We start from the raw sequence: 20,801 nt of genomic DNA, 5'->3' as shown, positions 1-20,801 counted from the left end.
AAATCGTGTATGATATTAGCATAAAGAATTGAATTTTAGTCGAGGTGCCCAATGGAACAGTCAACCGTCATCCATTCACGTAACAAGTTTATCATACTTTTTTTCATTGTTGGCGTCATTATTCATATGATTTTTGTACCCTTTTTACACGATTTCTACGAAACAAGCACAGCACTATTCGGTGTTGCATCTATCGCTACACTCGTAATCATGCAACGCCTGGACATGAATCCCCTATCCTTGCGTCTAGTCATTATTATTACCTACAACTTATATATTTTTTTCATCAACTTATTCTTACCTGATTTATCGAACTTACTTTACTTGATATTCCCAATGCTCCTAACGACCATCTACAACGTTTCCCGTATCAACGTAATTATAACTGCTATTACTTGTGCACAACTAGGTATTCTTTTTTCCTTCCACCACGCTAGCTATCTTTCTGGTGGCGGTGCAATAGGAATTTTTCATGTTATATCCATTTGCATCATGATCGCGTTTCTCTGCTTGTTGTATACCTTTAAAATTTCCCCTCAATGGAATAACATGTTTAGCGAAAACAAAAGAATGGATACTATTCTAATGTCAAAGGAAGGCTATCTCGATCTTTTTTTTGAGCATTCAGAAGACGCCATTGTCGTCTTTGGATTAGACCAAAAAATTATTAAAGTCAATCCCGCATTTGAAAAAATCTATGGTTGGAAAGAAATTGAATGCATTGGACAATCACCAAGATTATTTCCTCCCTCCGAAGATGCGAAGGTCGAGGAACGAACGAAGTACGTGTTACAAGGGCAAAGCTTTCACCTACTTCGCACAAAAGAAATGCGAAAAGGCGGGGTCGTATTTGATGCAGAACTGACCATTACCCCCGTTTATAATAAGCAACACGAAATTGTTGCCATGACATTTATCTCACGAGATATTACACTGAGACTTCAAGCTGAACAACTATTAATTGATACCGAAAAGGTTAAAGCTATCGGTGAAATTGCAGCAAGCGTTGCCCATGAAGTACGCAATCCATTGACGTCAATTTCAGGTTTTATTCAAATTATAAATAATGATTCTGCCAACCCCTATCGTACGTACACAGATGTTATATATAGTGAAATCAATCGTATCGATTTGATTGTTAGTGAATTTCTAGTGCTGTCCAAACCGAATTTGAAGAAATCCACTGCGTTTTTCATTGAGCAAACACTACGGGATGTCATCGTTATGTTCGAGCCTGAGTTTACGCAACGGTCCATTGTTTGCAGTCCTAATATTCCTGCCAACACTGTAACAATTAATAGCAATGAAGATGGGATGAAGCAAGTTTTCATTAACGTATTGAAAAATTCCTCTGAGGCAATTGGCAAAAATGGTGATATAACCATCACATTGACTCGTCAGATAGACAGCATTTCAATCTCCATTCTGGATAATGGACCTGGTATGGATCAAATGACAATGGATAATCTTTACAAACCCTTCTTTACAACGAAGCTTGAAGGTACTGGGCTTGGTATGATGATTTCGAAAAAAATCATTGCTGACCAAGGTGGGACAATGACCGTTTCCAGCATTGTCGGTGAAGGTACTGAAACCGTTATTACGTTACCGATAATATAAGTAAAACCGCTATCCTTAACGGAGAAGCGGTTTTACTACTTTTAGTTTTTGACCATATGGAGGAAAAGCTATATTCATCGGGAAAGTTGTACTTTTTTTCATCATCGCTTTGGCATGTGTAAATGCTTCAAAGCTATATTTTCCATGATAAGCATTCATCCCTGATGGGCCGATCCCGCCAAACGGTAGGTTTCCATTGCCGACATGTGTAATCGTGTCATTAATGCATCCGCCGCCAAACGGTAAATTGTCGGTAAAGTATTCGGAGGCCTGTTCGTTTTCCGTGAACATATAAGCAGCAAGCGGCTTTGGAAGTTGTCGAATGCGATGCACCGCTTCTCCAAGATTATCGTATGTCAAAATCGGCAAAATCGGGCCAAATATTTCATCTTCCATCGAAGCATTATTCCATGATACATTGTCAAGAATTGTCGGTTCAATAAATAAATCCTCACGATTGAAATTACCACCGTAAACGATATGTGAACGATCCTTCTCAAGAATCGTGAGTAAACGACTAAAATGCTTATCATTGACGATCCTACCGTAATCTAAGCTTTCCGAAGCCTTCTCTCCGTAAAACTTTCGAATCGCGACACACATCGCTTTGACGAGCTTTTCTTTTACAGTATGATGCACCAGTACATAGTCGGGTGCAACACAGGTCTGTCCATTGTTGACGAATTTCCCCCATATAATTCGCTCAGCCGCTTTTGGTATATCCGCTGTCTGGTCGACAAGCGCTGGACTTTTTCCACCTAGCTCAAGCGTAATCGGCGTCAAGCGTTCTGATGCTGCTTTCATGACCACTTTGCCAACAGCTACACTTCCTGTAAAGAAAATATAGTCAAAAGATGCATGAATAAGTGCCGAAGTTTCCTTCTGCTCGCCTTCAACAACACGAACAAACTCCGGCGGAAAGATAGCTGTCAAAATCTCCTTCACAATTGCACCTGTATGAATCGTAGTCTCAGAAGGTTTGACGATCGCACAGTTGCCTCCTGCAATCGCACCGACAAGTGGCTCCATCACTAGCTGAAATGGATAATTGAATGGTCCAATAATAAGCACAGATCCGTACGGCTCACGCACGATGAAACTTTTCGCTGGTTGCAAATGAATTGGCGTCTTGACCACTTCCGGCTCCATCCACTGTTCCAGATTTTTAATCATATGCGATATGCTTGAGAGGACAAAACCTATTTCTGTTACATACGATTCAAATGGACTTTTTCGCAAATCTAAATGAAGTGCTTCTAAAATTGCAGCCTCATGTAACTGAATTGCTTCCTTTAGCTTCGACAGCATCGCAATTCGAAAGGCCACACTTCGCGTTTCCCCTGTAAAATAAAAGTTTCGTTGGCTCGCAATCATTACCTCAACATCTTGTGCAGTAACATTCATGTCGCTTCCTCCACTCATTCCTATTTAATCTAACAATTGATCGATCAACCTTTGCACTTCAAGTCCTTCATCAAATGATACAAGTAGCGCTTTTTCACCATTAACAGCTAAAACACATTCTTCTGTTAGCGAATTTACAGTATCGAAGGAAGTCAATATTTCAAAAGGACTGTCTTTTTGTGCGCTGCTAAGTTCCGACCAATTACGCAGTTTCAGAACGCCTTCTACTCCATATACTGTATAGGACAGTTCTTCTTGTTGACCAATTCCTGTAATGCCGTTTACCAGGAAAGGAATGTCACTCTTTGTTTTTCCGATTGCTAGGACACCCATTTCCGCAAGCGTTTCATCTTCAGGATAAACGGTTTCATGGGAAGTGATCGACAATTGACCGAACATCCTGTACATAAGCTGAAAATAATGTGGGAAAATTTCGCGCGTGAAGCCGCCTTGTTCACGTGAAGCAATCCAAGGATTTTGTTGCCAGGCGCGCGGCCAATGTGGGAAATACGCTTGTAGTTCGACTCGAAGTATTTCTCCAATCGTACCTTCATCGACAAGCTGCATCATATGTCGAACTGCCGGATTATAAAGGAGTGGAAAATGCATCGCCGTCTGGATATTGCTATTGTTTGCAGCTGCCGTAGACATCACCAATCCATCTGCCACGTCATGTGCCAGCGGCTTCTCACAAAGAATATTTAATCCTTGAGCAATCGCTTTTTCGCTGAGCATTGCATGAGAAACTGGAGGCGTTCCGACGTAGACCCAGTCCGGTTGAAGCGCAAGGACCTCCTCATAGGAGGATGCCGCATACAGTCCATATGTATCCGCCATTTCTTGCAAACGCTTCCCATTTTCATCAAACAAAGCAACAATCGTCGCTTCGGTATTTTGTATTACTTGTTTAATGATACGTTCACCAACTAGTCCCGTGCCAACAATGGCAAATGTAACTTTTTTCACGTAATTAACCCCTTTTTCAATTTAAAATCAAACACGCCGAGGCGTGTTTGCGTCCAGATTTTGAATAGAGCTTGCTCAATTAACTCCCTTCAAAATCCGTGACATCCGCCAGAGGCTTCAACTTGATACAGCCGGGGTTTGAACCACTGCTGTATCAAGTTGAAAAGGATAGGCCTTACGATTCCTTTTCACATTCTATGTTTTAAATTATACCATTCAAGGGAAAAGAATGTTCAAACAACAAAGACTATTAAGGAGGAAATAGACATGACAACAACTGAAACTTGGTGGGAAACAATTTTTGAAGGCGACCTGTCATTAGGTATTAATAAAGAGCGGCTCAGCGAACTAGAGGAAGAAAATTTTCTTTACTTTAACGATGAAGAACAAGTACAGGAGCTACCACACTGATAGTAAGCGAATGGACTTTGCCGATGCCCCCCACTTCAAGCGAACCCTAAAACAGCTTTTCCATACGATAATGGGAAAGCTGTTTTTTTATCTAAATGCATCAAACCCCCCACCGAATCCAGATGCAATTACACAAGGCGCAATTGATTGAAACTGTATAACTTTACTCAATGCTGCGCCATAGATATAAAGCAGCATAGCTTAAATAGGGCGACCAAACTGGAAAGCGGTCTAGCATTTCCTCTTTAGTCGGCTTACGATCCATTCCCCATAGTTTTTTCAAAGCATTTTGCAAGCCAATATCCGCCAATGGGAATAAATTCGGGCGTCCTAGCCCAAACATCAAAAAGTTTTGAGCTGTCCAAGGTCCAACACCCCTAAATGCTACGAGCCTAGCTACTACCTCCGCATCATCCATTCGCTTAAATTGCTCAAGGTCCAGCGTTCCTTCCGCAATCGACTGCGACAAACCAATGATATATTCCGCCTTCCGCGTGCTGAACTGCCTATCACGCAATTCCGAGACATCCAGCAAGGCAACACGTTCAGGTGATGGATAGCGCCAAACGCCCTCCACTTGTTCTCCGTATGATTCTACAAATCGCTGTGTCAAGGTGTGGGCAAATGATAGATTTAACTGCTGATGAATAATACTCGTCATAAGGTCTCCATATAATGAAAAGCTTTTTATGAGTGGTGTCCCTGCATGTTCCATAAAAAGCGGCTCCAAATCCGTCCCGACAAAATGCGCTTGGATACCGTCAAGCGGCCTGTCGAAGTGAAAAATCGCTTTAACCTCTTCAAATTGGGTATCATTGAGTAATCCTTGCATTGTGAAAGCAGGTTTCACTGTTGTCCCTGTTCCTCGAAGCGTCACAACATTCCCTTCATCCATCGGAATTCGGATTAGTCGCTCCGCGCTATCAACTGCATTGACAGGACTAGTTGCAAGTCTATCCAATGCACGATCAAAATCATAAACGAATGGTAATTCCATTTGTCTTTCGATTAGAAACACCCCCATACCGTTTATTATACTCCGATATAGTTTATTTAGAAAAGGTGTTGACTTCTTTTACAGATTAGCTATAATAGAACTTGTGCAGTAAGCAAGTGCACACGATAACTTCCCAGGTTCCATAGCTCAGCTGGGAGAGCACTACCTCGACAAGGTAGGGGTCGGCGGTTCGAGCCCGTCTGGGACCATACTTAGAACGTCATATGTACCAATGGTTTACAAGAAAACATCTTCCTAAATTGGAGGATGTTTTTTTGTTTTTATATCCTCGTGTGCCGAAAATGTGCCGAATTATTTTCAGTTTCATTTTTAAATTCATCTTTACGAGCATAGCTCTATTATTCTTACATCGAATAAAAGCCCGGATCAGAGGGCTGAATTGATGGGTGACGAAGGAATTACAACAGCCATATTCAATCGTTTACTTCACCGTGTGGAGGTTGTCAAAATAGATGAGTATAGTCATCGTATGAAGCAGCGAACAGTGTTCATTTCTACTTGACGCTTACAAGTGGTTAATTAAATATGGTATAACCTATGATAGAAACCAGAAAAACTATTAAACTAGATAAAATAATATTTAGAAGTGACTTTTTTAATGATCTTTTTTCCTTAGAAGAAAAAGACATGATTACTTCAAAACCTATAAATGTCCCTAATATGATATAAGGTTCCTTCCACAATTCCCACATTAGATATCACTACTCCCTAAATTGGTTTTTTTGTTATTTTTTAGTATACCATGTATAGATCTTTGCTAAGCTTAATCTCCCAAGTAATATCAAAAACTAGTAAATTCTCTTGTTTTGTTTTAATTATTGGATACGGGGAATAGAGTTATATACACAAATTGGGAGTGATGAATAAATGAGTTTACTATGGACTTTAATTGTCGGCGGTGTACTCGGGTGGTTCGCAGGAATGATTATCGGTAGAGATATACCCGGAGGAATTATTGGAAACATTATTGCAGGTTTGATTGGCGGATGGTTAGGTTCTATCCTGCTAGGTTCATGGGGACCAGAAATAGGCGGCTTTTTCGTTATTCCTACATTAATCGGCGCCATTATCTTTGTTCTAATTGTCAGCTTTATTTTAAAGACCTTGAAAAAGTGAAAATTAATACTATGTTCAAAAAAGTATATACAGAAAAAAGTGACCTTCCGCATGGAGTGGTCACTTTTTCAATACTGCCTTCTGATTGTAACATTGGATGCTTAGCTTACCTGGATCACTTTCATACCCTCTAATAAAATCTTGGCATCTGCATTTAAATAGAGACGAATGTCTTTTTTCATCAGTAAATCAGGATTGTTTTTGACTGATAGTCTGAGGCCCCGTACATCAAATCGAGTGGCATAAGTGTTGATGGTGTTAATCATGTGGAGTTCACGGCGGTTATAATTGTTTGTCGTAGAGTTCGACTCACTTTGAAGGAAATCAAGTAACTCTCTTGCATTTCTAGAAAGATGGTGTTTGTTTTTGCGTAATAGTTCCATATTTTTTTCGATGTACGTTCTTGCCGAGATGAGGTCAAGTTTTTCGATGCTCTGATTAATTTTAACTAATAATTCTTGTATCTCCATTGCTTAAGCTCCTTTACGACTATTTTTACCACTCCGTATAAAACAGTCTATTAGTATCATTAAAAGAGTATACAACAGTATTTAGTACTAGTAAATTAAAATGTTCTCAAACGCATATATTTTTTACTGAATAGCAATTAACTTTTTTTCCCACGCTGGTCAATAATGACTGTCAACGCTAGCGCATCATCGAGTGACAGCTTCCCAGCCTTAAAATCCGTTAGCCATTTCTCCGTCAATAAGCCATCCTTAACCGCCTCGGCTAAGTGTTGCTCAAAGGCCATTTTCAACGTGGCAGAACTTGGACTAAACATGCGCACCCCCTCCTTTTCTCCTATAGATGTAATTGTGTTCAATTCAGCCAAGCGTTTTGCAATCGCATTATGAACAGTAGTCATACGACCTTCCGCAATGATACGGTGCGGGCATTGTTTACCACTCCAATCACGATGCCATTTAACTCGATTCACGTCCCAGCCAAATTGTTTAAGTAAACGAGCAATGTATTCAATGGCATTCGCTTCCGCAGCTTTATAGGCAGCACTACCTGATTTCGAGAAACATATTTCAATCCCAATGGATTTGCGGTTGCCGTCCCCATTTCCATCCCCAGCATGCCACCCATTACGATTGAATGGAATTCCATGTACAGCGTGCTTATCGTCAATCGCGACGTGAAATGATGTGGCATTCTTATTGCGCGTCATATAGGCGATTTCGTTAATGGCCGTAGCATCGTTGGCGGTATTATGGATTGTAATGGTTTCCGGCGTCATGACGTATGGCGCCTTGAGCGGATAGAGCGATGTCGGAATAAAATGATTGATGTCAGTATATGCCATATGCTTCACCACCTTCCCTACTAAGATCCTATTACCATGCACGTATTACCATGCACGGGTAACAGCACCTTGTTTAGTAGCATATGGCATAACGTAGACAACCCCTATGACAATGCTACATAACCATAAAAAAATATCTCCCACACCCATTTCTGGTAGTAGGAGATATTATCGCACTTCAATTCCTGTTATAACTGATATTTTCGAATGATTTCACTGACTTTTTCGCTTAGATCCGTTAACCCTTGTGCAAGCATTGTCACACTACCAATTGCTTGTGATTGTTCATCCACAGATGCTGTTACCTCTTCTGCCGATGCAGCAGTTTGTTCTGCAATTGCAGAAACATTTTGAATAGCATCAGTGATCACTTTACTCTGTTCCGTTACTTGCTGAATTTCAACATTCAACTGTTCCATTGCTGCTGAAGTTTCTTGAACTGAGGCTGCAATTTTATTGAACTCTTCTTCTGTATCCTTAACAGCTGTGTTCAATTGACTGGAAATAGTTGTTGTTGTCATCATTGCCATCACAGTGTCTTCTACCTCTTTTTCAATCCCAATGATCATTTGTTGAATTTGGTTCGTTGAGACACTTGATTGTTCAGCTAATTTTCTTACTTCCTCAGCAACAACCGCAAAGCCCTTACCGTGCTCCCCTGCTCGCGCTGCTTCGATACTAGCGTTTAATGCCAATAAATTTGTCTGTGAAGATACGTTAGTAATTGCATCTGTAATCGTCGAAATATCCTTTAACTTCGTATACAGATTAGTAATCCCGACACTGATTTGGTCAGCTGCTAGCGTCGATTCATCATTTGATTTTTTTAGAACCGCAACAATATCTTGTCCTTTTGCTGTTGCATCTTCAGAAACCGCACTAATTTCTTTAATATGCTGATTTTGATCGTTCATTTTATCAACTGAAGCCGTTAAAAGACCTAGGCTTTTATTTGTATCCTCTAGATTAGTCGCTTGTCCGACTGCACCAGTCGTAATTTCCAGCATCGCAGCGCCAATCTCATCGCTACTTGCAGACGTTTCTTCAGACACTGCAGACAGCTCACTGGCCGAAGTCACTAATAATTCACTCGTTGCTTGTACATCTTTCAGTAACGCGCGCAGATTAGTCGTCATTTGATTGAAGGATACACCAATTTTACCAATCTCATCAGACGATTCCGGGAGCTGCTTAACTGTTAAATCCCCATTCGCAATTAGCGAAGAGTTTTGTGAAATCTCACTTAATAAGGCAATCTTTTTCCTTGTGACACCATAGAAAATAGCAGAACCAATACCAACTACGACCAAAATTAGTAGTACTATATCAAATTTCCCAATCAGCACTATGTCCTTTTTAGCGAATTGGTAGCTTGTTATACCGATTACAGAACCAATTATCGCGTTTAACAAGACAGTGAGCATCCATAATTTGAATGAAATTTTACTTGCAGCACTTTGTCTCTTTTGTTCTTTTTGCTTTGCTTGGAACTTTGGTTTCTTTTGCATCTTTGGTTTTCTCTGCTTCTTCTGCATTTACCATCCCTCTTCCCATCTTTCATTATGTCTAAAGTATTACACGCTGAACCTCGACTATATATTTATATCGGTCTGATTGCAAGTGAATAAAGGGTAATTTATGTGAAATCTATATGACTAGAGTCATAACTGGGATTTATTATATTAGAAGCATACCAAACTTTATAGAATATTAAAACATTTTTTTCAAAAGTATTCGACTAATACGATAATCAAACTTCCTTACACGTTAACGCTAATTTACTTTATTAAAAGATTTATTAACTCCCAAGACAATTAGAACTCCTCCACTATAAAATAGCGAAAGGAGTTCTATCATTTTATTTAAGAAACAGCCGCAACTTTATTATTGTCCTCGTCTTTATTCCTAGACAACCATTGAATTACAAACATTACTGCGAAGAGAACCAAACCGACAATATCCGTTATTGTTTCAGGATAAATAAGGAGTAATCCTGTACCAATCGCAATAATACGCTCAATCCAATTACATTTCCGGTACCAATAACCAATCATCCCTGCACCAATGGCAATCATCCCAATAATTGCAGTGGCAACGACCCAGACAATTTCAGGAATCGAGGCACCGATCATCAGCATAGCCGGATTGAAGACAAACATATATGGGATGATAAATGCTGCAACGGCAAGCTTCGCTGATGTAACACCGGTTTTAATAGGATCTCCACCTGAAATCCCAGCTGCTGCAAATGCAGCAAGTGCAACCGGAGGTGTTATATCTGCAATAATCCCAAAATAGAACACGAATAGATGCGCAGAAATAGCGACAACGAGTGGAACTGCTGCATCAGGATTATCCAGCATCAATAGCGTAATAATCGCTGGAGCCGCGATTGTCGATGTTATGACATAGTTTGCAGTCGTCGGGGAACCCATCCCCAAAACGATAGCTGCGAGCATCGTAAAGAATAACGTGAGGAAAATGTTTCCTCCCGCGGCTGAAATAAGTCCTGTCGCAAGGCTCAAGCCTAGGCCAGTCTTTACAACGACCCCTACTATAATACCCGCACAAGCTGTTGCTGCGGCAACGGCAAGAGCTGTACGTGCACCATCAACGAGTGCATGAATCATATCCTTCAATCCAAGACGTGTCGACTTGTCGAACGCACTCACAACAATTGTTAAAACAATTCCGAGAAGAGCTGCTTTCATTGTTGCAATACCGGCTAATAAGAATACAATAATTCCAATAATCGGTAACAGCAAGTAGATTTTCTTTAATGTTTCTTTTCGATCAGGAATCTGATCTTCAGCCATTCCCTGTAAACCTACCCGCTTCGCTTCAAAATGTGTCATGATCCAAACACCTGTGAAATAAAGAAGGGCCGGAATCGCTGCAGCTTTGGCAATTTGCCAGTACGTAACACCGCCGATAAATTCAACCATCAGAAATGCGGCTGCCCCCATAATCGGTGGCATAATTTGACCACCCGTCGAAGCAGCTGCCTCAACACCGCCTGCAAATTCTTTTCGATAGCCAAGCTTTTTCATCATTGGAATGGTATACGAGCCCGAGCCTACAACGTTGGCTACCGAGCTACCTGAAATTGTACCTTGTAAAGCACTTGAGAAAATAGCGACCTTTGCGGGTCCCCCAACTAATCGTCCTGCCAAGACCACAGCAAGGTCGTTGAAATAAGCTCCAACACCTGTCTTCACTAGGAATGCTCCAAATAACAAGAACACAAAAATAAAGGTTGCCGATACACTAATCGGTGTACCTAAAATTCCATCCGTCGTATAGAACATCAGTTGAACAACACTTTTCAAATCTTGCCCACGGTGTGCAAGAAAACCAGGGAAATAGGGTCCCAAAAATGCATAGACTAAAAACGTCACCGAAATAATTGTAATCGGTAATCCTACCGCACGCCTTGCTGCCTCCAAAGTAAGTAGAATAGCAATTACACCTACAACCATATCTAGTGGCGAAACACGACCAACCCGTAGCACAAGTTCGTCAATAAGTAATGGCCAATACAAGCCAACTCCTATTGCAAGAAGTGACAGGATTATATCGTAAAAAGGTACTTTATTCCTTTTAACGCCAACTTTTTTTCTAGCGGGGAATAGGATAAAAATAAGTGCCAGTGCAAATCCTAAGTGAATCGAGCGTTGAATATAGGCGGTGAAAGGCGTACCAATCGATGTATACAATTGGAAAATAGAAAAGGCAAGTAAACCAAAAAAGACAATTTTCTTAAAAATCCCGGTAACATTTCGGGTGTTCGATTCAGGATCATATTTTTGAAGTATTTCTAGCTGTTCCTCTTCTGATAGCATTTTAAACTCTTCTTGCTCTGATTCTAGAACTTCTGAATCATTTTGCTTTATCTCTTTTCCCATTCATATTAACCCCCTTCAGCATTTGATAGGCGGATAGTTTTTTCACGTGAAATGTGTATGACTTTCCCCTAACTAGCTGCTTTTTTAAGTTCAATTCAGTTCCAACATATTGAAAAGCTAATTCCGCATCTACATTACCAATTAGCATAACAAAAGAGTCAATGACATTATCATCATATGTAAGCGTGTACACACCGTCATTCACCGACAATGTTTCTCCTTCTTCCGCATAGCCAGGTAAACCGATAGCCAAATCTTCATATTGCATTGAAACGAGTCGGATTTTTTGATCTGCGGTTATTTCATAAGACTCGATAACATCAGTTAGATGAATGGAATGGACATACCGAATTCGAAAGCTATTATCGCTTTTTATTGGAAGATAGTAGAGCTTTGGATTTTCCGTTCTATGCTCAGTGAACGTAAACGCTTGTTTAAAAGGTAGAAAAAAGATTACCACGACACCAAAAAGAAAAAGCGGAACTATTACTTTATATTTCATCCGCCTCTTCCTTCCTTACAATCATTCAGCTAACCAAAATAAAAAAGAATAGGGCGGCGAAGCCTAACGCCTCACCGCCCCGCTTAGATTACAATGTATTATTTATTTACTTCATCAAAGTATTTCTGTGCTCCAGGGTGAACTGGAATTCCAATTCCATCAAGTCCTGTTTCAGCTTTGATTAGTTTTCCTTTAGCATGCTGAATTTTTGAAGCATTATCGTAAATCGCTTTCGTAATTTCATAGCCCAAATCTTCGGGAACCTCATTTTGAATAACGAGCATAGCACCTACAGAAACTGCTGGCGTGTCCTCAGCCAGTCCATAAGTTCCTGCCGGAATTATTTCTTTTGCATAATATGGATATTTTTTAATCAATTCATCAGCTTTTGCATCTTCAACCGGAACGACGTAGACATTTGCAACTGCGTTCAACCCTTCAACAGCACCCGTCGGAGTACCTGCTGTGATGAATGCAGCGTCAATTTGACCAGACTGCAAGCTTTCTTGTGACTCACCAAAATCGAGATTTTGTGGTTTAATATCATCCATTGTCAATCCATGGATTTCAAGAAGTTGCTCTGCATTTGCGTATGTTCCTGATCCAGGTGCACCAACAGAAATTTTCTTCCCTTTCAAATCTGCATATGTTTTAATTCCGTTCTTCTCAAGTGTAATCAATTGAACAGTTTCAGGATAAAGTGCACCAATAGCAGACACACCATCAATGACTTCACCGTCAAACATCAATTCACCTTTTGAAGCATAATAAGCAATATCTGTTTGAACGAAAGCAATATCAGCATCTCCATCATGAAGAGCTGTCATGTTTGCAGCCGATGCTTGTGAAGATTCCGCTGTTGTCTTAATGCCCGTAGCTTCTGTGATGAAATCTGCAAATGATCCACCTAATGGGTAGTACGTCCCCTGCGTCCCACCTGTTAAAATACTTAAAAAATCGTAATCCTCTTTTGTCTTGCCAGATTCAGAACCTTTCCCAGAGCTACCTGAATCGCTAGTATTACATGCTGCAAGTACAAGTAGCGCCATTAATGTTACAAAACCTAGTAAGCGTAATTTTGTCTTTTTCATTTCATTTCTTCCCCCTTTTTAGATTAAAAGTAAACTTAAAACTCATTCTATCATGAATACAAGACCTTTAGCTACCACTTTTATGATTACTCAGTTTTTTGCAAGCGCATTCAACTGTTTTGATAACAAAAAAAGCAGCCCGAAATAGAATCCTCCGCTGCTCGTGTCAATATATACTTACATTCGATTCAGATTTGTGCGCCTTTCACTTTCGTTTCAGGCATCGTATTATCCGGTGTAATATCTTCAAACGTTTCTCCTGCTTCTTCTAAGTCACGAGTTCTATGCGCTATACGTGATGCCGCACATGCCGCGATACTTGCCACAAGATCATCAAGGAATGTATGGACCCCGCTTCCCGCTTTCGTATCAAGCTCATGAATGATACCGGTTTTATTTTTATCCAAATGACCAAATGTCGTTACCGCAATAGAGCCATATGTAAACACAGCACCAAGTGCAATCGTTTCATCCACCCCAAACAATCCCTCATCAGAATCCACAATTTGCTGCAACGGAGCTGATAGCTTCCCTTGCTCTGCAAGCTCATCTAACTCAATACCAACCAATATTGCGTGCTGTAATTCTCGTTTGCGTAGCACACCTTCAACGGACTCAATGCAATGCGCCATTTCGAGTCCTTTATTATATGGTTGTTGTAATTCAAAAACGATTTCAGCTACCGCCTCTATTGTTACTCCGCGTCTCTCCAGCGCTGCTTTCGTCGCTTCCGTCACTACTTTTGAATGGACACTCTTTTGGTTATTAAACAATTCCGTTCAACTCCTTTTTTAAATTTTTAAAAATGCAATATAACCATTATACCTATAGTTAACGATATGTTACACTTTCAGTACACATACTCTTCTAGGAGGTCTTTCAAAATGAAATACGGGAAAATTGAAGATGTCACGATTTACAGTAAAGAACTTGACGAGGAGATGCAGCTACTCATTCACTTGCCGCATAACTATTCTCCCTTATATAAATACTCAGTGCTTATCGCATCGGACGGCAAAGATTATTTTCAGTACGGACGAATTGGACGCGTTGTCGATGAGCTAATGGATGCTGGAGACATTGAAAACGTCATTGTCGTTGGTGTCCCTTATAAAAGTGTTTCGGAACGGAGACGCATGTACCATCCTGAGGGGGATCGCCTCGAGGCTTATATTCGCTTCCTAGCACATGAGCTTGTTCCTTATATGGATGATAATTACCCGACCTATCAGATTGGTGCCGGTCGTGGACTCATTGGCGACTCTCTCGCAGCAACCGTTTCTTTACTAACCGCACTAAAATATCCAAACAGCTTCGGACAAGTCATCCTTCATTCACCTCTTGTCGATGAACACGTACTGGAAGCTGTTGAAACTGCACAAAACCCTTCACATTTATCGATTTATCATGTCATCGGACAGGGTGAAACAGAAGTGAAAACGACAGTCGACGGTGTTCGGGATTTTCTCACTCCTAATCGCGTTTTAAAAGATTTAATCGAAAGAAAAGGGTTTCCGTACTTCTATGAAGAATTTGAAGGAGACCATACTTGGAAGTATTGGCAGCCCGATGTCCGACGTGCTATTCAAAAAACTTACAATTTGTCAAACTGATTGCAGCCAGATTTGCAGAAATCAAGGCACTTGCGGCGTTCTAAAGCCTGAGTTCTATTATTCAGCTGGGGCTTGAACCCCACTAAGCTTGAAGGCATGTCTAGCATTCATCCCATCACTAAGAAGAAATGGAACTTTCTCCTTAGTCGTGGGGACTTTGGCTGAATTTAGTTAATTGATTTCGGACAAAACGGACATTTGTCGAACATTCTGGTATAATCAATACTAATAAAAGCCTTTACCAAATCACCCTTACTAGGAGGTAACATTATGAAATACGGCGTTGTTGCATTCCCTTCAAAGAAACTTCAGGACCTGGCAAATGCTTACCGTAAAAGATACGATCCGCATTATGCACTTATCACTCCACATATGACAGTAAAAGGTGTATTCGAAGCGAACGATCAAGAAATCGCAGAAGTGGCAAAAGCAATAAAAAAAGTGACAAATAAGCATAAACCCTTTGAATTGAGCGTTTCAAAGGTCAGCTCATTTGCTCCTATTACAAATACCATTTACTTCAAAGCAGAATTAAACGACGATTTAGAAGCATTGCATAAAGACCTAAACTACAATTTTCCTGGCGATGAACCCGAGTTTGCATTTGTTCCGCACGTGACAATTGCACAAAAGCTCACTTCCGGTGAACACGATGACATTATTGGTCAACTGAAAATGGTTGGTGTGGACCACACAGAAACAATTGACCGCCTCCATCTTCTCTATCAGCTCGAGGACGGTTCTTGGACAGTGTACGAGACTTTCCGCCTCGACGAGGATAACTAACAATTGGTTACAGTAAAAATTGTCACTTCTGACCACGAGCGGGAAGATGCATTTTCCGTCAGAAGAAAAGTTTTTGTAGAAGAACAAGGCGTACCACTCCATCTCGAACTAGACGATTACGATGAAGATGCGGCCCATTTTGTTGTCTATTCGATGACTTCACCAATTGGAGCAGGTCGACTGCGCGAAACGAGTACAGGTATCGGTAAAGTCGAGCGAGTTTGTGTGTTAGCCGAATGCCGAGGCCAGCATTTAGGGAATCTGATCATGAATGCACTTGAAGAGCATGCCAAAGAGACCGGGATGAATAAAATCATCTTAAATGCTCAAAGCTATGCGATTCCTTTCTATGAAAAGCTAGGATATGTCATTACATCACCTGAATTTATGGATGCAGATATTCCTCATCGTGCAATGGAAAAGATTATCACTGAATAAAAAAGGTTCGCTATGCATACAAGCACAGCGAACCTTTTTATTTAAATCAATCGCGCTCCGGCGTGATTGCGTTAGGATTTTGAATTGTGCCCAGCACAATTAACTCCCCTCAAACTCCCTATCATCCGCCGGAGGCTTAACTTGAATCAAGTTAAACATATGCATTAACCGAAAGGCCTTTACCAACCGCTTGTGAAATCGCGGGTGATAGATTTGCAGGATTTGGGTAAATAAACCCTTTAGCTACTAAAGATGGTGAGGCAACATGAGCAATATCCTTTACCTCCTCTTCCTTGTTATCCCGTTCCTGTTGAAATGCACCATGCGAATCCTCGGAAAAATTGAAATTGAATTTAACTTTGTTCACCCGATTGATATGTGCAAAATTATACGATTCCATATTCATCCGATTTGCATATTGCTGAGATTGAATTGGTTGAATTGGCAATAGATAACCCATTGTTAACACCCCTCTCTACTTATACCTATCTTCTATTACTAGTATACCCTTATTATCGGTATATAAAACCTAGTCTTCACTGAATTCTTTATTGTCTGCCAATCATATTTTGGATATCTTGTATATTAACAGACTTTCCATCCTTGATGATTGACCGAACGAGCTCATCTTCCGTATGCTGAGGTACCTCGCGTTTTGCCAGCTTTCCAACCTTTTGAATAATTTTTCTCACTTGCCGCTCATCATTGAAGTCTGCGAATTGGATTGCATTAGCCAGGGCGAATACTTCGTCCATCGGGACGCCCGTTTTTGATTCGATTTTCCGGAAAAATGAATCATTCATCTATAATCCTCCCCTCCTATAAGAAACTTTTGCCCACGATAATGAGCAAGATGAAGAGAACAACAATTAAAACAAATGTCGAACCGCCATAGTTATAGCCTCTTCCTCCATCGAATCCACCGCAGCCGTATCCGCCATAATAAGGATTGTATCCTCCATACATGAAAAACCCCTCCTTCCCTTCCACATATCCTATGCGGAGAAGAAAGAAAGGGTTGGGGAAAATGTCCCTACATTTTTCCCTTTGCTTTAAAAATGAAGGCAGCTATAAAACCAAATAAAATAGCTGCGCTAATTCCCGAGCTCGTCACTTCAAACATACCTGTCAGCACGCCGATGAAACCATGCTTTTCGGCTTCCGCCATGGCACCATGTGTTAACGAATTACCAAAAGATGTGATTGGTATCGTTGCACCAGCACCCGCAAAATCGATTAGTGGCTCATAGAGTCCAAACCCATCTAATACAGATCCTGCGACGACCAATATACATAACGTATGTGCGGGAGTCAGTTTCGCCACATCAAATAATAGCTGTCCTATGACACAAATTAACCCACCCACAATAAAAGATGTTATAAAAATTGAAATCATTATGCCCACTCATTTCATCGTTAATTCAACTGCATGCGCTATGCATGGAATCGTATCGCCTTGCTGGTACGACATGGGCGACAACAACGCACCCGTCGCAATAAGCAAAACGCGCTTGTACTCACCCGCCATCATTTTCCCGATAATTTCAGTGAAATAAACCGTAGCAGAACAACCTGCTCCACTCGCTCCAGATAAAAATGTCGGATCATCACTGTAAAATTCCACACCTGCATCTCGGAACTTTTCGGTCACCTCGACTCCTTGATTACCTATCAATATTTTGTATAATTCAAATCCTGTCTTACCAAGATCACCAGTCATAATACAATCATAATCACTCGCCTTACTCCCATGACCTGAAAGATGACGAGTTAATGTATCCGCTGCCGCTGGCGCCATTGCAGCTCCCATATTGAGTGGGTCTGTCATGCCAAGATCCGTGACACATCCGATCGTTGCACATTTAATAGAAGGAACTCCTTTTTTATAAGGAGTTACAGCCGCCACTCCTGCGGCTGTAACCGTCCATTGTGCCGTTTCAGCCTTTTGCGCACCGTACTCAACAGGATAGCGAAATTGTCGCTCAATCGCATTATGCTGGCTTGCCGCGCCAGCAATTGCACAGGTAGACATACCTGCTTCCGTCAACAATGCCGCCATCAGCAAAGAGGACACCGATGTCGCACATGCTGAAAACAAACCGATGTATGGTATACCCAAAGTAGAGGCACTAAAATTGGAGGGTGTCATTTGATTCACAAGATCGCCGATCAATAAAAAATCAGCATTACTTGGTACAAGATCCATTTTACTTAACGCAATCATGCAGGCGTCTTCAATCATCTTGGCATGGGCGTGCTCATTGGTCTTTAAGCCACACCGCTCATCGTCGTACACTTTATCAAACTGATCAACAAAGGGGCTTTTCCTTTCCAGTGGCCCAGCCGTTACACCTGTAGCCGCAATAGAGGGAGTCGTTTTGAATGTCAATAAACCGCGTGCTACCATGATACGATACCTAACTTAACTAGAATCGTTTTCACTAGCGCAACGGCAAATGCAGAAAACACACCAAAAAGTATGACTGACCCCGCTAGCTTAAACATATTTCCTCCTACTCCAAGTACATAGCCCTCAGACTTATGCTCGATAGCCGCGGAAATAACCGCGTTGCCGAACCCCGTAATTGGCACAGCACTCCCTGCTCCGCCAAATTGACCAAGATTCTTATAGTAACCAAATCCTGTTAAAAGCATGGCGAAAAACACCATCGTCGCGACAGTCGGATTACTCGCCGTCCGTTCTGTAAAATCAAAAAACACCATATAAAATAGTGCGACAAATTGACCAATCAAACAAATCGTCCCACCTGTCAAAAAGGCAAATATGACATTCCGGAGCAAAGGTGTTTTAGGGGACGTTTGCTGCTCTAATTGTGCATATTTTTTTTCATCCATTACGTCTCTTCCTTTAACAATAGTTTTAGCTTATCGATTTTTTCCGTCATGTCTTTTGTATGACTCGATTTTATAAGCTTGTTAGCTTCCATCCATATTTTTCCGTCGGCTGACACCGTAACGTCTAACTCAGGGTATTGTTTTTCTAATTGTTTTTTCAAGTCTTTTTCGATTTTTTCTTTTTTGAACCTTGAAAATGTTTTAAGCGTAACTCCCATCAATAGATTATTTTCATGAAATACGGTAACTGCCCCAGTAAGATGCGGATCTTTCTTAAATACTTGTTCCACCTTTGTGGAATCCTCACTTGAATCATTGTGAATCCGGATTCCGTTTTCTGAACAACCCGCTAGTAGAGTAAGCACAATAATCATTAGGCCAAATTTCCGGATACGCGTCCCTCCATTTTTTTCACAGTATGCCTTTTTCATCTCAACTTTATTCATAACCGGTTCGTCCGCCCTAACATAGCCGACTTTAGTGCATAAAGTATAAAGAATTGAGAGAAGGAGGTGGAATTAATGGGATGTGGAAGAAATGATGATGTGGCGGATATTCGCCGGGATGATAACTGTATTTGCGAGGTCGTTCGTGCGATTCGACGAATACAGGATATTCGTGATGACATAGATTGTGATGATTGCAGAACTGATTGTTTCTTAACACCGCTTGGTAGCCTAGTCAGTCCTTCACGCCAGCGGGCAAATACTCGGGTATTTATGCTAATGAACGATGAAGGTGATCCATTCAAAGCAATGTTCAATCATAGAAGAAGACGCCGTGATAACGACAGAAATTTAACAAATGAACAAGCAAATGAAAGAGATTGCGAAAGCTGCTTCTCAGTCTTCTTTAGGGTACAAAATGTATTTGACAACTGCTGTGCAACGCTACAAGTTCTCGAACCACGTAACAGAAACGGGAGAAGAGTAAATTTATTCAAACACGGTAAGCTTGATTTTGATGCAATTTGTGAAGTGGAACGATTTGAGGCAACTGGTTCATGTGTCACAGTCGACTTAAAGTGCTTCTGTGCAATTCAATGTGTAAGAGACGTCTTCATCGATTGCGACGAAGACTAATTGATTTACATCAGCAGGAGCCCCTGCTGATGTAAATCAAGCCTCCGGTGGATGTCACAACTTTTGCAGGGAGTTCAATTGTGCAAGCACAATTCAAAATTTGGACGTAATTACGCCAGAGCGTAATTGATTTACTAACCTGCAATGCCCAGCCTGCCCTATCGGTTCATACCGATAAGGCGGGCTTTATTTAAGCAGTGAGCTGTTTTGAACTAAACAAAAAAAGCAGCACGGATATATCCGCCCTGCCAATAACATTTAGTCCTCAACAAAAGGATCGCCTCGCCAAAGGATTTCTTCAATTTTTGCCATTTCTACAGACACTAATTCACTCGCATCCTCCCCGACCCCAATCAAAACCGTCTCTCCTTCAATTTTTTCAATAGACCCCGTTAACGTTTCATCTTCTAATACAAACTGCAATGGTCGATAAACCTGTCGTGAAAACGGTGTTCCTAAGTACATAATTTTCCGCACTAAGGAAGGCTCCGCCACTTTTACAGCTGCCGGCTGTTCTTGCTCTATTTCAATCTCAACTTCCTCGTCAGCACTCACCATTTCAGGCTCTTCTCCACTTAATATAAAAACTGACGTGCTCTCCTCTTGCCTCTTTACCACTTTAATATAGACAGGTGGTCCCTGAACAAACAGTAATGGCTCATTGTTCAACATGATTGGCAC

At 41.0% G+C, this 20,801-nt stretch carries 25 protein-coding genes, 1 tRNA gene and 1 pseudogene; 9 read left to right on the top strand and 18 right to left on the bottom strand.

The features are described from left to right. Nucleotides 1–51: 51 nt before the first annotated feature. Nucleotides 52–1,620, top strand: a complete 1,569-nt coding sequence (locus R2B77_RS02920) for a PAS domain S-box protein (RefSeq protein WP_203246041.1) — start codon at nt 52–54, stop codon at nt 1,618–1,620. A 15-nt stretch (nt 1,621–1,635) separates the two neighbouring features. Here the strand turns inward: R2B77_RS02920 and R2B77_RS02915 are convergent, their stop codons facing one another. Both R2B77_RS02915 and R2B77_RS02910 read right to left on the bottom strand, forming a co-directional pair. After that, a complete protein-coding gene (locus R2B77_RS02915) occupies nt 1,636–3,024 on the bottom strand; it encodes an aldehyde dehydrogenase (RefSeq protein ID WP_203246040.1) in 1,389 nt (462 codons plus the stop codon). Nucleotides 3,025–3,048: 24 nt separating this feature from the next. Then, nucleotides 3,049–3,990, bottom strand: coding sequence for a Gfo/Idh/MocA family protein (locus R2B77_RS02910; RefSeq protein ID WP_203246039.1), 942 nt, complete (start codon nt 3,988–3,990; stop codon nt 3,049–3,051). 267 nt (nt 3,991–4,257) lie between these two features. Between R2B77_RS02910 and R2B77_RS02905 the strand changes: the two genes are divergently transcribed. Continuing rightward, nucleotides 4,258–4,401 (top strand): hypothetical protein, encoded by a 144-nt coding sequence (locus R2B77_RS02905; RefSeq protein ID WP_203246038.1) that lies wholly within the window; start codon nt 4,258–4,260, stop codon nt 4,399–4,401. Nucleotides 4,402–4,564: 163 nt separating this feature from the next. On the opposite strand, the gene R2B77_RS02900 is transcribed toward R2B77_RS02905, so the two are convergent. Beyond that, a complete protein-coding gene (locus tag R2B77_RS02900; RefSeq protein ID WP_203246037.1) occupies nt 4,565–5,425 on the bottom strand; it encodes a DNA-3-methyladenine glycosylase family protein in 861 nt (286 codons plus the stop codon). Nucleotides 5,426–5,534: 109 nt separating this feature from the next. On the opposite strand from R2B77_RS02900, the gene R2B77_RS02895 reads away from it, so the two are divergent. The 3 genes and pseudogenes from R2B77_RS02895 to R2B77_RS02885 all read left to right on the top strand — a co-directional run bounded on the left by R2B77_RS02895 (nt 5,535) and on the right by R2B77_RS02885 (nt 6,535). Next, nucleotides 5,535–5,607, top strand: a tRNA-Val gene (locus tag R2B77_RS02895). A gap of 128 nt (nt 5,608–5,735) precedes the next feature. Continuing rightward, a pseudogene (locus R2B77_RS02890) lies at nt 5,736–5,921 on the top strand (ATP-binding protein); the annotation flags it as partial. A 365-nt stretch (nt 5,922–6,286) separates the two neighbouring features. Beyond that, nucleotides 6,287–6,535: a GlsB/YeaQ/YmgE family stress response membrane protein gene (locus R2B77_RS02885; RefSeq protein ID WP_203246036.1), complete on the top strand. Its 249-nt coding sequence runs from the start codon at nt 6,287–6,289 to the stop codon at nt 6,533–6,535. A 101-nt stretch (nt 6,536–6,636) separates the two neighbouring features. On the opposite strand, the gene R2B77_RS02880 is transcribed toward R2B77_RS02885, so the two are convergent. From R2B77_RS02880 to R2B77_RS02850, 7 genes are all read right to left on the bottom strand, one after another. Next, nucleotides 6,637–7,005, bottom strand: coding sequence for a hypothetical protein (locus R2B77_RS02880; RefSeq protein ID WP_203246035.1), 369 nt, complete (start codon nt 7,003–7,005; stop codon nt 6,637–6,639). A 137-nt stretch (nt 7,006–7,142) separates the two neighbouring features. Further along, nucleotides 7,143–7,847: a peptidoglycan recognition protein family protein gene (locus tag R2B77_RS02875; RefSeq protein WP_203246034.1), complete on the bottom strand. Its 705-nt coding sequence runs from the start codon at nt 7,845–7,847 to the stop codon at nt 7,143–7,145. 188 nt (nt 7,848–8,035) lie between these two features. Then, nucleotides 8,036–9,382 (bottom strand): methyl-accepting chemotaxis protein, encoded by a 1,347-nt coding sequence (locus R2B77_RS02870; RefSeq protein WP_203246033.1) that lies wholly within the window; start codon nt 9,380–9,382, stop codon nt 8,036–8,038. Nucleotides 9,383–9,709: 327 nt separating this feature from the next. Continuing rightward, the gene (locus R2B77_RS02865) at nt 9,710–11,689 is read right to left on the bottom strand and encodes a TRAP transporter permease (RefSeq protein ID WP_404830732.1); all 1,980 of its coding nucleotides are present in this window, start codon (nt 11,687–11,689) and stop codon (nt 9,710–9,712) included. Between the two features lie 37 nt (nt 11,690–11,726). Further along, complete coding sequence (locus tag R2B77_RS02860) at nt 11,727–12,254, bottom strand: DUF1850 domain-containing protein (protein ID WP_203246031.1); 528 nt, start codon at nt 12,252–12,254, stop codon at nt 11,727–11,729. A gap of 98 nt (nt 12,255–12,352) precedes the next feature. Then, nucleotides 12,353–13,345 (bottom strand): TAXI family TRAP transporter solute-binding subunit, encoded by a 993-nt coding sequence (locus tag R2B77_RS02855; RefSeq protein ID WP_203246030.1) that lies wholly within the window; start codon nt 13,343–13,345, stop codon nt 12,353–12,355. 188 nt (nt 13,346–13,533) lie between these two features. Then, nucleotides 13,534–14,118 (bottom strand): phosphatidylglycerophosphatase A family protein, encoded by a 585-nt coding sequence (locus R2B77_RS02850; protein ID WP_212391062.1) that lies wholly within the window; start codon nt 14,116–14,118, stop codon nt 13,534–13,536. Between the two features lie 111 nt (nt 14,119–14,229). On the opposite strand from R2B77_RS02850, the gene R2B77_RS02845 reads away from it, so the two are divergent. The 3 genes from R2B77_RS02845 (at nt 14,230) to R2B77_RS02835 (ending at nt 16,182) form a co-directional block, all read left to right on the top strand. Next, nucleotides 14,230–14,958, top strand: a complete 729-nt coding sequence (locus R2B77_RS02845) for an esterase family protein (protein ID WP_203246029.1) — start codon at nt 14,230–14,232, stop codon at nt 14,956–14,958. A 270-nt stretch (nt 14,959–15,228) separates the two neighbouring features. Then, complete coding sequence (locus R2B77_RS02840; protein ID WP_203246028.1) at nt 15,229–15,744, top strand: YjcG family protein; 516 nt, start codon at nt 15,229–15,231, stop codon at nt 15,742–15,744. Between the two features lie 3 nt (nt 15,745–15,747). Then, nucleotides 15,748–16,182, top strand: coding sequence for a GNAT family N-acetyltransferase (locus R2B77_RS02835; RefSeq protein WP_203246027.1), 435 nt, complete (start codon nt 15,748–15,750; stop codon nt 16,180–16,182). Between the two features lie 151 nt (nt 16,183–16,333). Here the strand turns inward: R2B77_RS02835 and R2B77_RS02830 are convergent, their stop codons facing one another. The 7 genes from R2B77_RS02830 to R2B77_RS02800 all read right to left on the bottom strand — a co-directional run bounded on the left by R2B77_RS02830 (nt 16,334) and on the right by R2B77_RS02800 (nt 19,484). Beyond that, nucleotides 16,334–16,642 (bottom strand): hypothetical protein, encoded by a 309-nt coding sequence (locus tag R2B77_RS02830; RefSeq protein ID WP_203246026.1) that lies wholly within the window; start codon nt 16,640–16,642, stop codon nt 16,334–16,336. 88 nt (nt 16,643–16,730) lie between these two features. Continuing rightward, the gene (locus R2B77_RS02825) at nt 16,731–16,985 is read right to left on the bottom strand and encodes a stage VI sporulation protein F (protein WP_203246025.1); all 255 of its coding nucleotides are present in this window, start codon (nt 16,983–16,985) and stop codon (nt 16,731–16,733) included. A gap of 16 nt (nt 16,986–17,001) precedes the next feature. Further along, nucleotides 17,002–17,148: a YjcZ family sporulation protein gene (locus R2B77_RS02820; RefSeq protein ID WP_203246024.1), complete on the bottom strand. Its 147-nt coding sequence runs from the start codon at nt 17,146–17,148 to the stop codon at nt 17,002–17,004. Between the two features lie 67 nt (nt 17,149–17,215). Next, on the bottom strand, nt 17,216–17,578 hold the full coding sequence (gene spoVAE / locus R2B77_RS02815; RefSeq protein ID WP_203246023.1) for a stage V sporulation protein AE: 363 nt from the start codon (nt 17,576–17,578) through the stop codon (nt 17,216–17,218). A 9-nt stretch (nt 17,579–17,587) separates the two neighbouring features. Further along, a complete protein-coding gene (locus tag R2B77_RS02810) occupies nt 17,588–18,589 on the bottom strand; it encodes a hypothetical protein (RefSeq protein WP_203246022.1) in 1,002 nt (333 codons plus the stop codon). Continuing rightward, entirely contained in the window at nt 18,583–19,038 is a 456-nt protein-coding gene (spoVAC, locus tag R2B77_RS02805) for a stage V sporulation protein AC (RefSeq protein WP_203246021.1), read from the bottom strand. Before spoVAC ends, R2B77_RS02810 begins: the two co-directional genes overlap by 7 nt. Further along, nucleotides 19,038–19,484 carry a hypothetical protein gene (locus R2B77_RS02800; RefSeq protein ID WP_203246020.1) on the bottom strand — a complete coding sequence of 149 codons (447 nt, stop codon included), beginning with the start codon at nt 19,482–19,484 and terminating at the stop codon, nt 19,038–19,040. The genes spoVAC and R2B77_RS02800 overlap by 1 nt, the downstream gene beginning before the upstream one ends. A gap of 75 nt (nt 19,485–19,559) precedes the next feature. Between R2B77_RS02800 and R2B77_RS02795 the strand changes: the two genes are divergently transcribed. Further along, nucleotides 19,560–20,120, top strand: a complete 561-nt coding sequence (locus R2B77_RS02795; RefSeq protein ID WP_203246019.1) for a CotY/CotZ family spore coat protein — start codon at nt 19,560–19,562, stop codon at nt 20,118–20,120. 258 nt (nt 20,121–20,378) lie between these two features. On the opposite strand, the gene R2B77_RS02790 is transcribed toward R2B77_RS02795, so the two are convergent. Further along, on the bottom strand, nt 20,379–20,792 hold the full coding sequence (locus R2B77_RS02790; protein ID WP_203246018.1) for a hypothetical protein: 414 nt from the start codon (nt 20,790–20,792) through the stop codon (nt 20,379–20,381). Between the last annotated feature and the right edge of the window lie 9 nt (nt 20,793–20,801).

Origin of the sequence: Sporosarcina beigongshangi (genome assembly GCF_033485195.1) — a bacterium.
Classification (GTDB): domain Bacteria; phylum Bacillota; class Bacilli; order Bacillales_A; family Planococcaceae; genus Sporosarcina; species Sporosarcina beigongshangi.
Note: the sequence above shows the minus strand (reverse complement) of the source record. Positions and strands in the feature narration are given on the sequence as shown.

What these genes read in the sequence shown, in the direction of transcription:
- R2B77_RS02920 (WP_203246041.1), top strand. Translation starts at nt 52, where the DNA reads ATGGAACAGTCAACCGTCATCCATTCACGTAACAAGTTTATCATACTT.
- R2B77_RS02915 (WP_203246040.1), bottom strand. Translation starts at nt 3,024, where the DNA reads ATGAATGTTACTGCACAAGATGTTGAGGTAATGATTGCGAGCCAACGA.
- R2B77_RS02905 (WP_203246038.1), top strand. Translation starts at nt 4,258, where the DNA reads ATGACAACAACTGAAACTTGGTGGGAAACAATTTTTGAAGGCGACCTG.
- R2B77_RS02900 (WP_203246037.1), bottom strand. Translation starts at nt 5,425, where the DNA reads ATGGGGGTGTTTCTAATCGAAAGACAAATGGAATTACCATTCGTTTAT.
- R2B77_RS02885 (WP_203246036.1), top strand. Translation starts at nt 6,287, where the DNA reads ATGAGTTTACTATGGACTTTAATTGTCGGCGGTGTACTCGGGTGGTTC.
- R2B77_RS02880 (WP_203246035.1), bottom strand. Translation starts at nt 7,005, where the DNA reads ATGGAGATACAAGAATTATTAGTTAAAATTAATCAGAGCATCGAAAAA.
- R2B77_RS02875 (WP_203246034.1), bottom strand. Translation starts at nt 7,847, where the DNA reads ATGGCATATACTGACATCAATCATTTTATTCCGACATCGCTCTATCCG.
- R2B77_RS02870 (WP_203246033.1), bottom strand. Translation starts at nt 9,382, where the DNA reads ATGCAGAAGAAGCAGAGAAAACCAAAGATGCAAAAGAAACCAAAGTTC.
- R2B77_RS02865 (WP_404830732.1), bottom strand. Translation starts at nt 11,689, where the DNA reads ATGCTATCAGAAGAGGAACAGCTAGAAATACTTCAAAAATATGATCCT.
- R2B77_RS02860 (WP_203246031.1), bottom strand. Translation starts at nt 12,254, where the DNA reads ATGAAATATAAAGTAATAGTTCCGCTTTTTCTTTTTGGTGTCGTGGTA.
- R2B77_RS02855 (WP_203246030.1), bottom strand. Translation starts at nt 13,345, where the DNA reads ATGAAAAAGACAAAATTACGCTTACTAGGTTTTGTAACATTAATGGCG.
- R2B77_RS02845 (WP_203246029.1), top strand. Translation starts at nt 14,230, where the DNA reads ATGAAATACGGGAAAATTGAAGATGTCACGATTTACAGTAAAGAACTT.
- R2B77_RS02840 (WP_203246028.1), top strand. Translation starts at nt 15,229, where the DNA reads ATGAAATACGGCGTTGTTGCATTCCCTTCAAAGAAACTTCAGGACCTG.
- R2B77_RS02830 (WP_203246026.1), bottom strand. Translation starts at nt 16,642, where the DNA reads ATGGGTTATCTATTGCCAATTCAACCAATTCAATCTCAGCAATATGCA.
- R2B77_RS02825 (WP_203246025.1), bottom strand. Translation starts at nt 16,985, where the DNA reads ATGAATGATTCATTTTTCCGGAAAATCGAATCAAAAACGGGCGTCCCG.
- R2B77_RS02820 (WP_203246024.1), bottom strand. Translation starts at nt 17,148, where the DNA reads ATGTATGGAGGATACAATCCTTATTATGGCGGATACGGCTGCGGTGGA.
- spoVAE (WP_203246023.1), bottom strand. Translation starts at nt 17,578, where the DNA reads ATGATTTCAATTTTTATAACATCTTTTATTGTGGGTGGGTTAATTTGT.
- R2B77_RS02810 (WP_203246022.1), bottom strand. Translation starts at nt 18,589, where the DNA reads ATGGTAGCACGCGGTTTATTGACATTCAAAACGACTCCCTCTATTGCG.
- spoVAC (WP_203246021.1), bottom strand. Translation starts at nt 19,038, where the DNA reads ATGGATGAAAAAAAATATGCACAATTAGAGCAGCAAACGTCCCCTAAA.
- R2B77_RS02800 (WP_203246020.1), bottom strand. Translation starts at nt 19,484, where the DNA reads ATGAATAAAGTTGAGATGAAAAAGGCATACTGTGAAAAAAATGGAGGG.
- R2B77_RS02795 (WP_203246019.1), top strand. Translation starts at nt 19,560, where the DNA reads ATGGGATGTGGAAGAAATGATGATGTGGCGGATATTCGCCGGGATGAT.
- R2B77_RS02790 (WP_203246018.1), bottom strand. Translation starts at nt 20,792, where the DNA reads ATGTTGAACAATGAGCCATTACTGTTTGTTCAGGGACCACCTGTCTAT.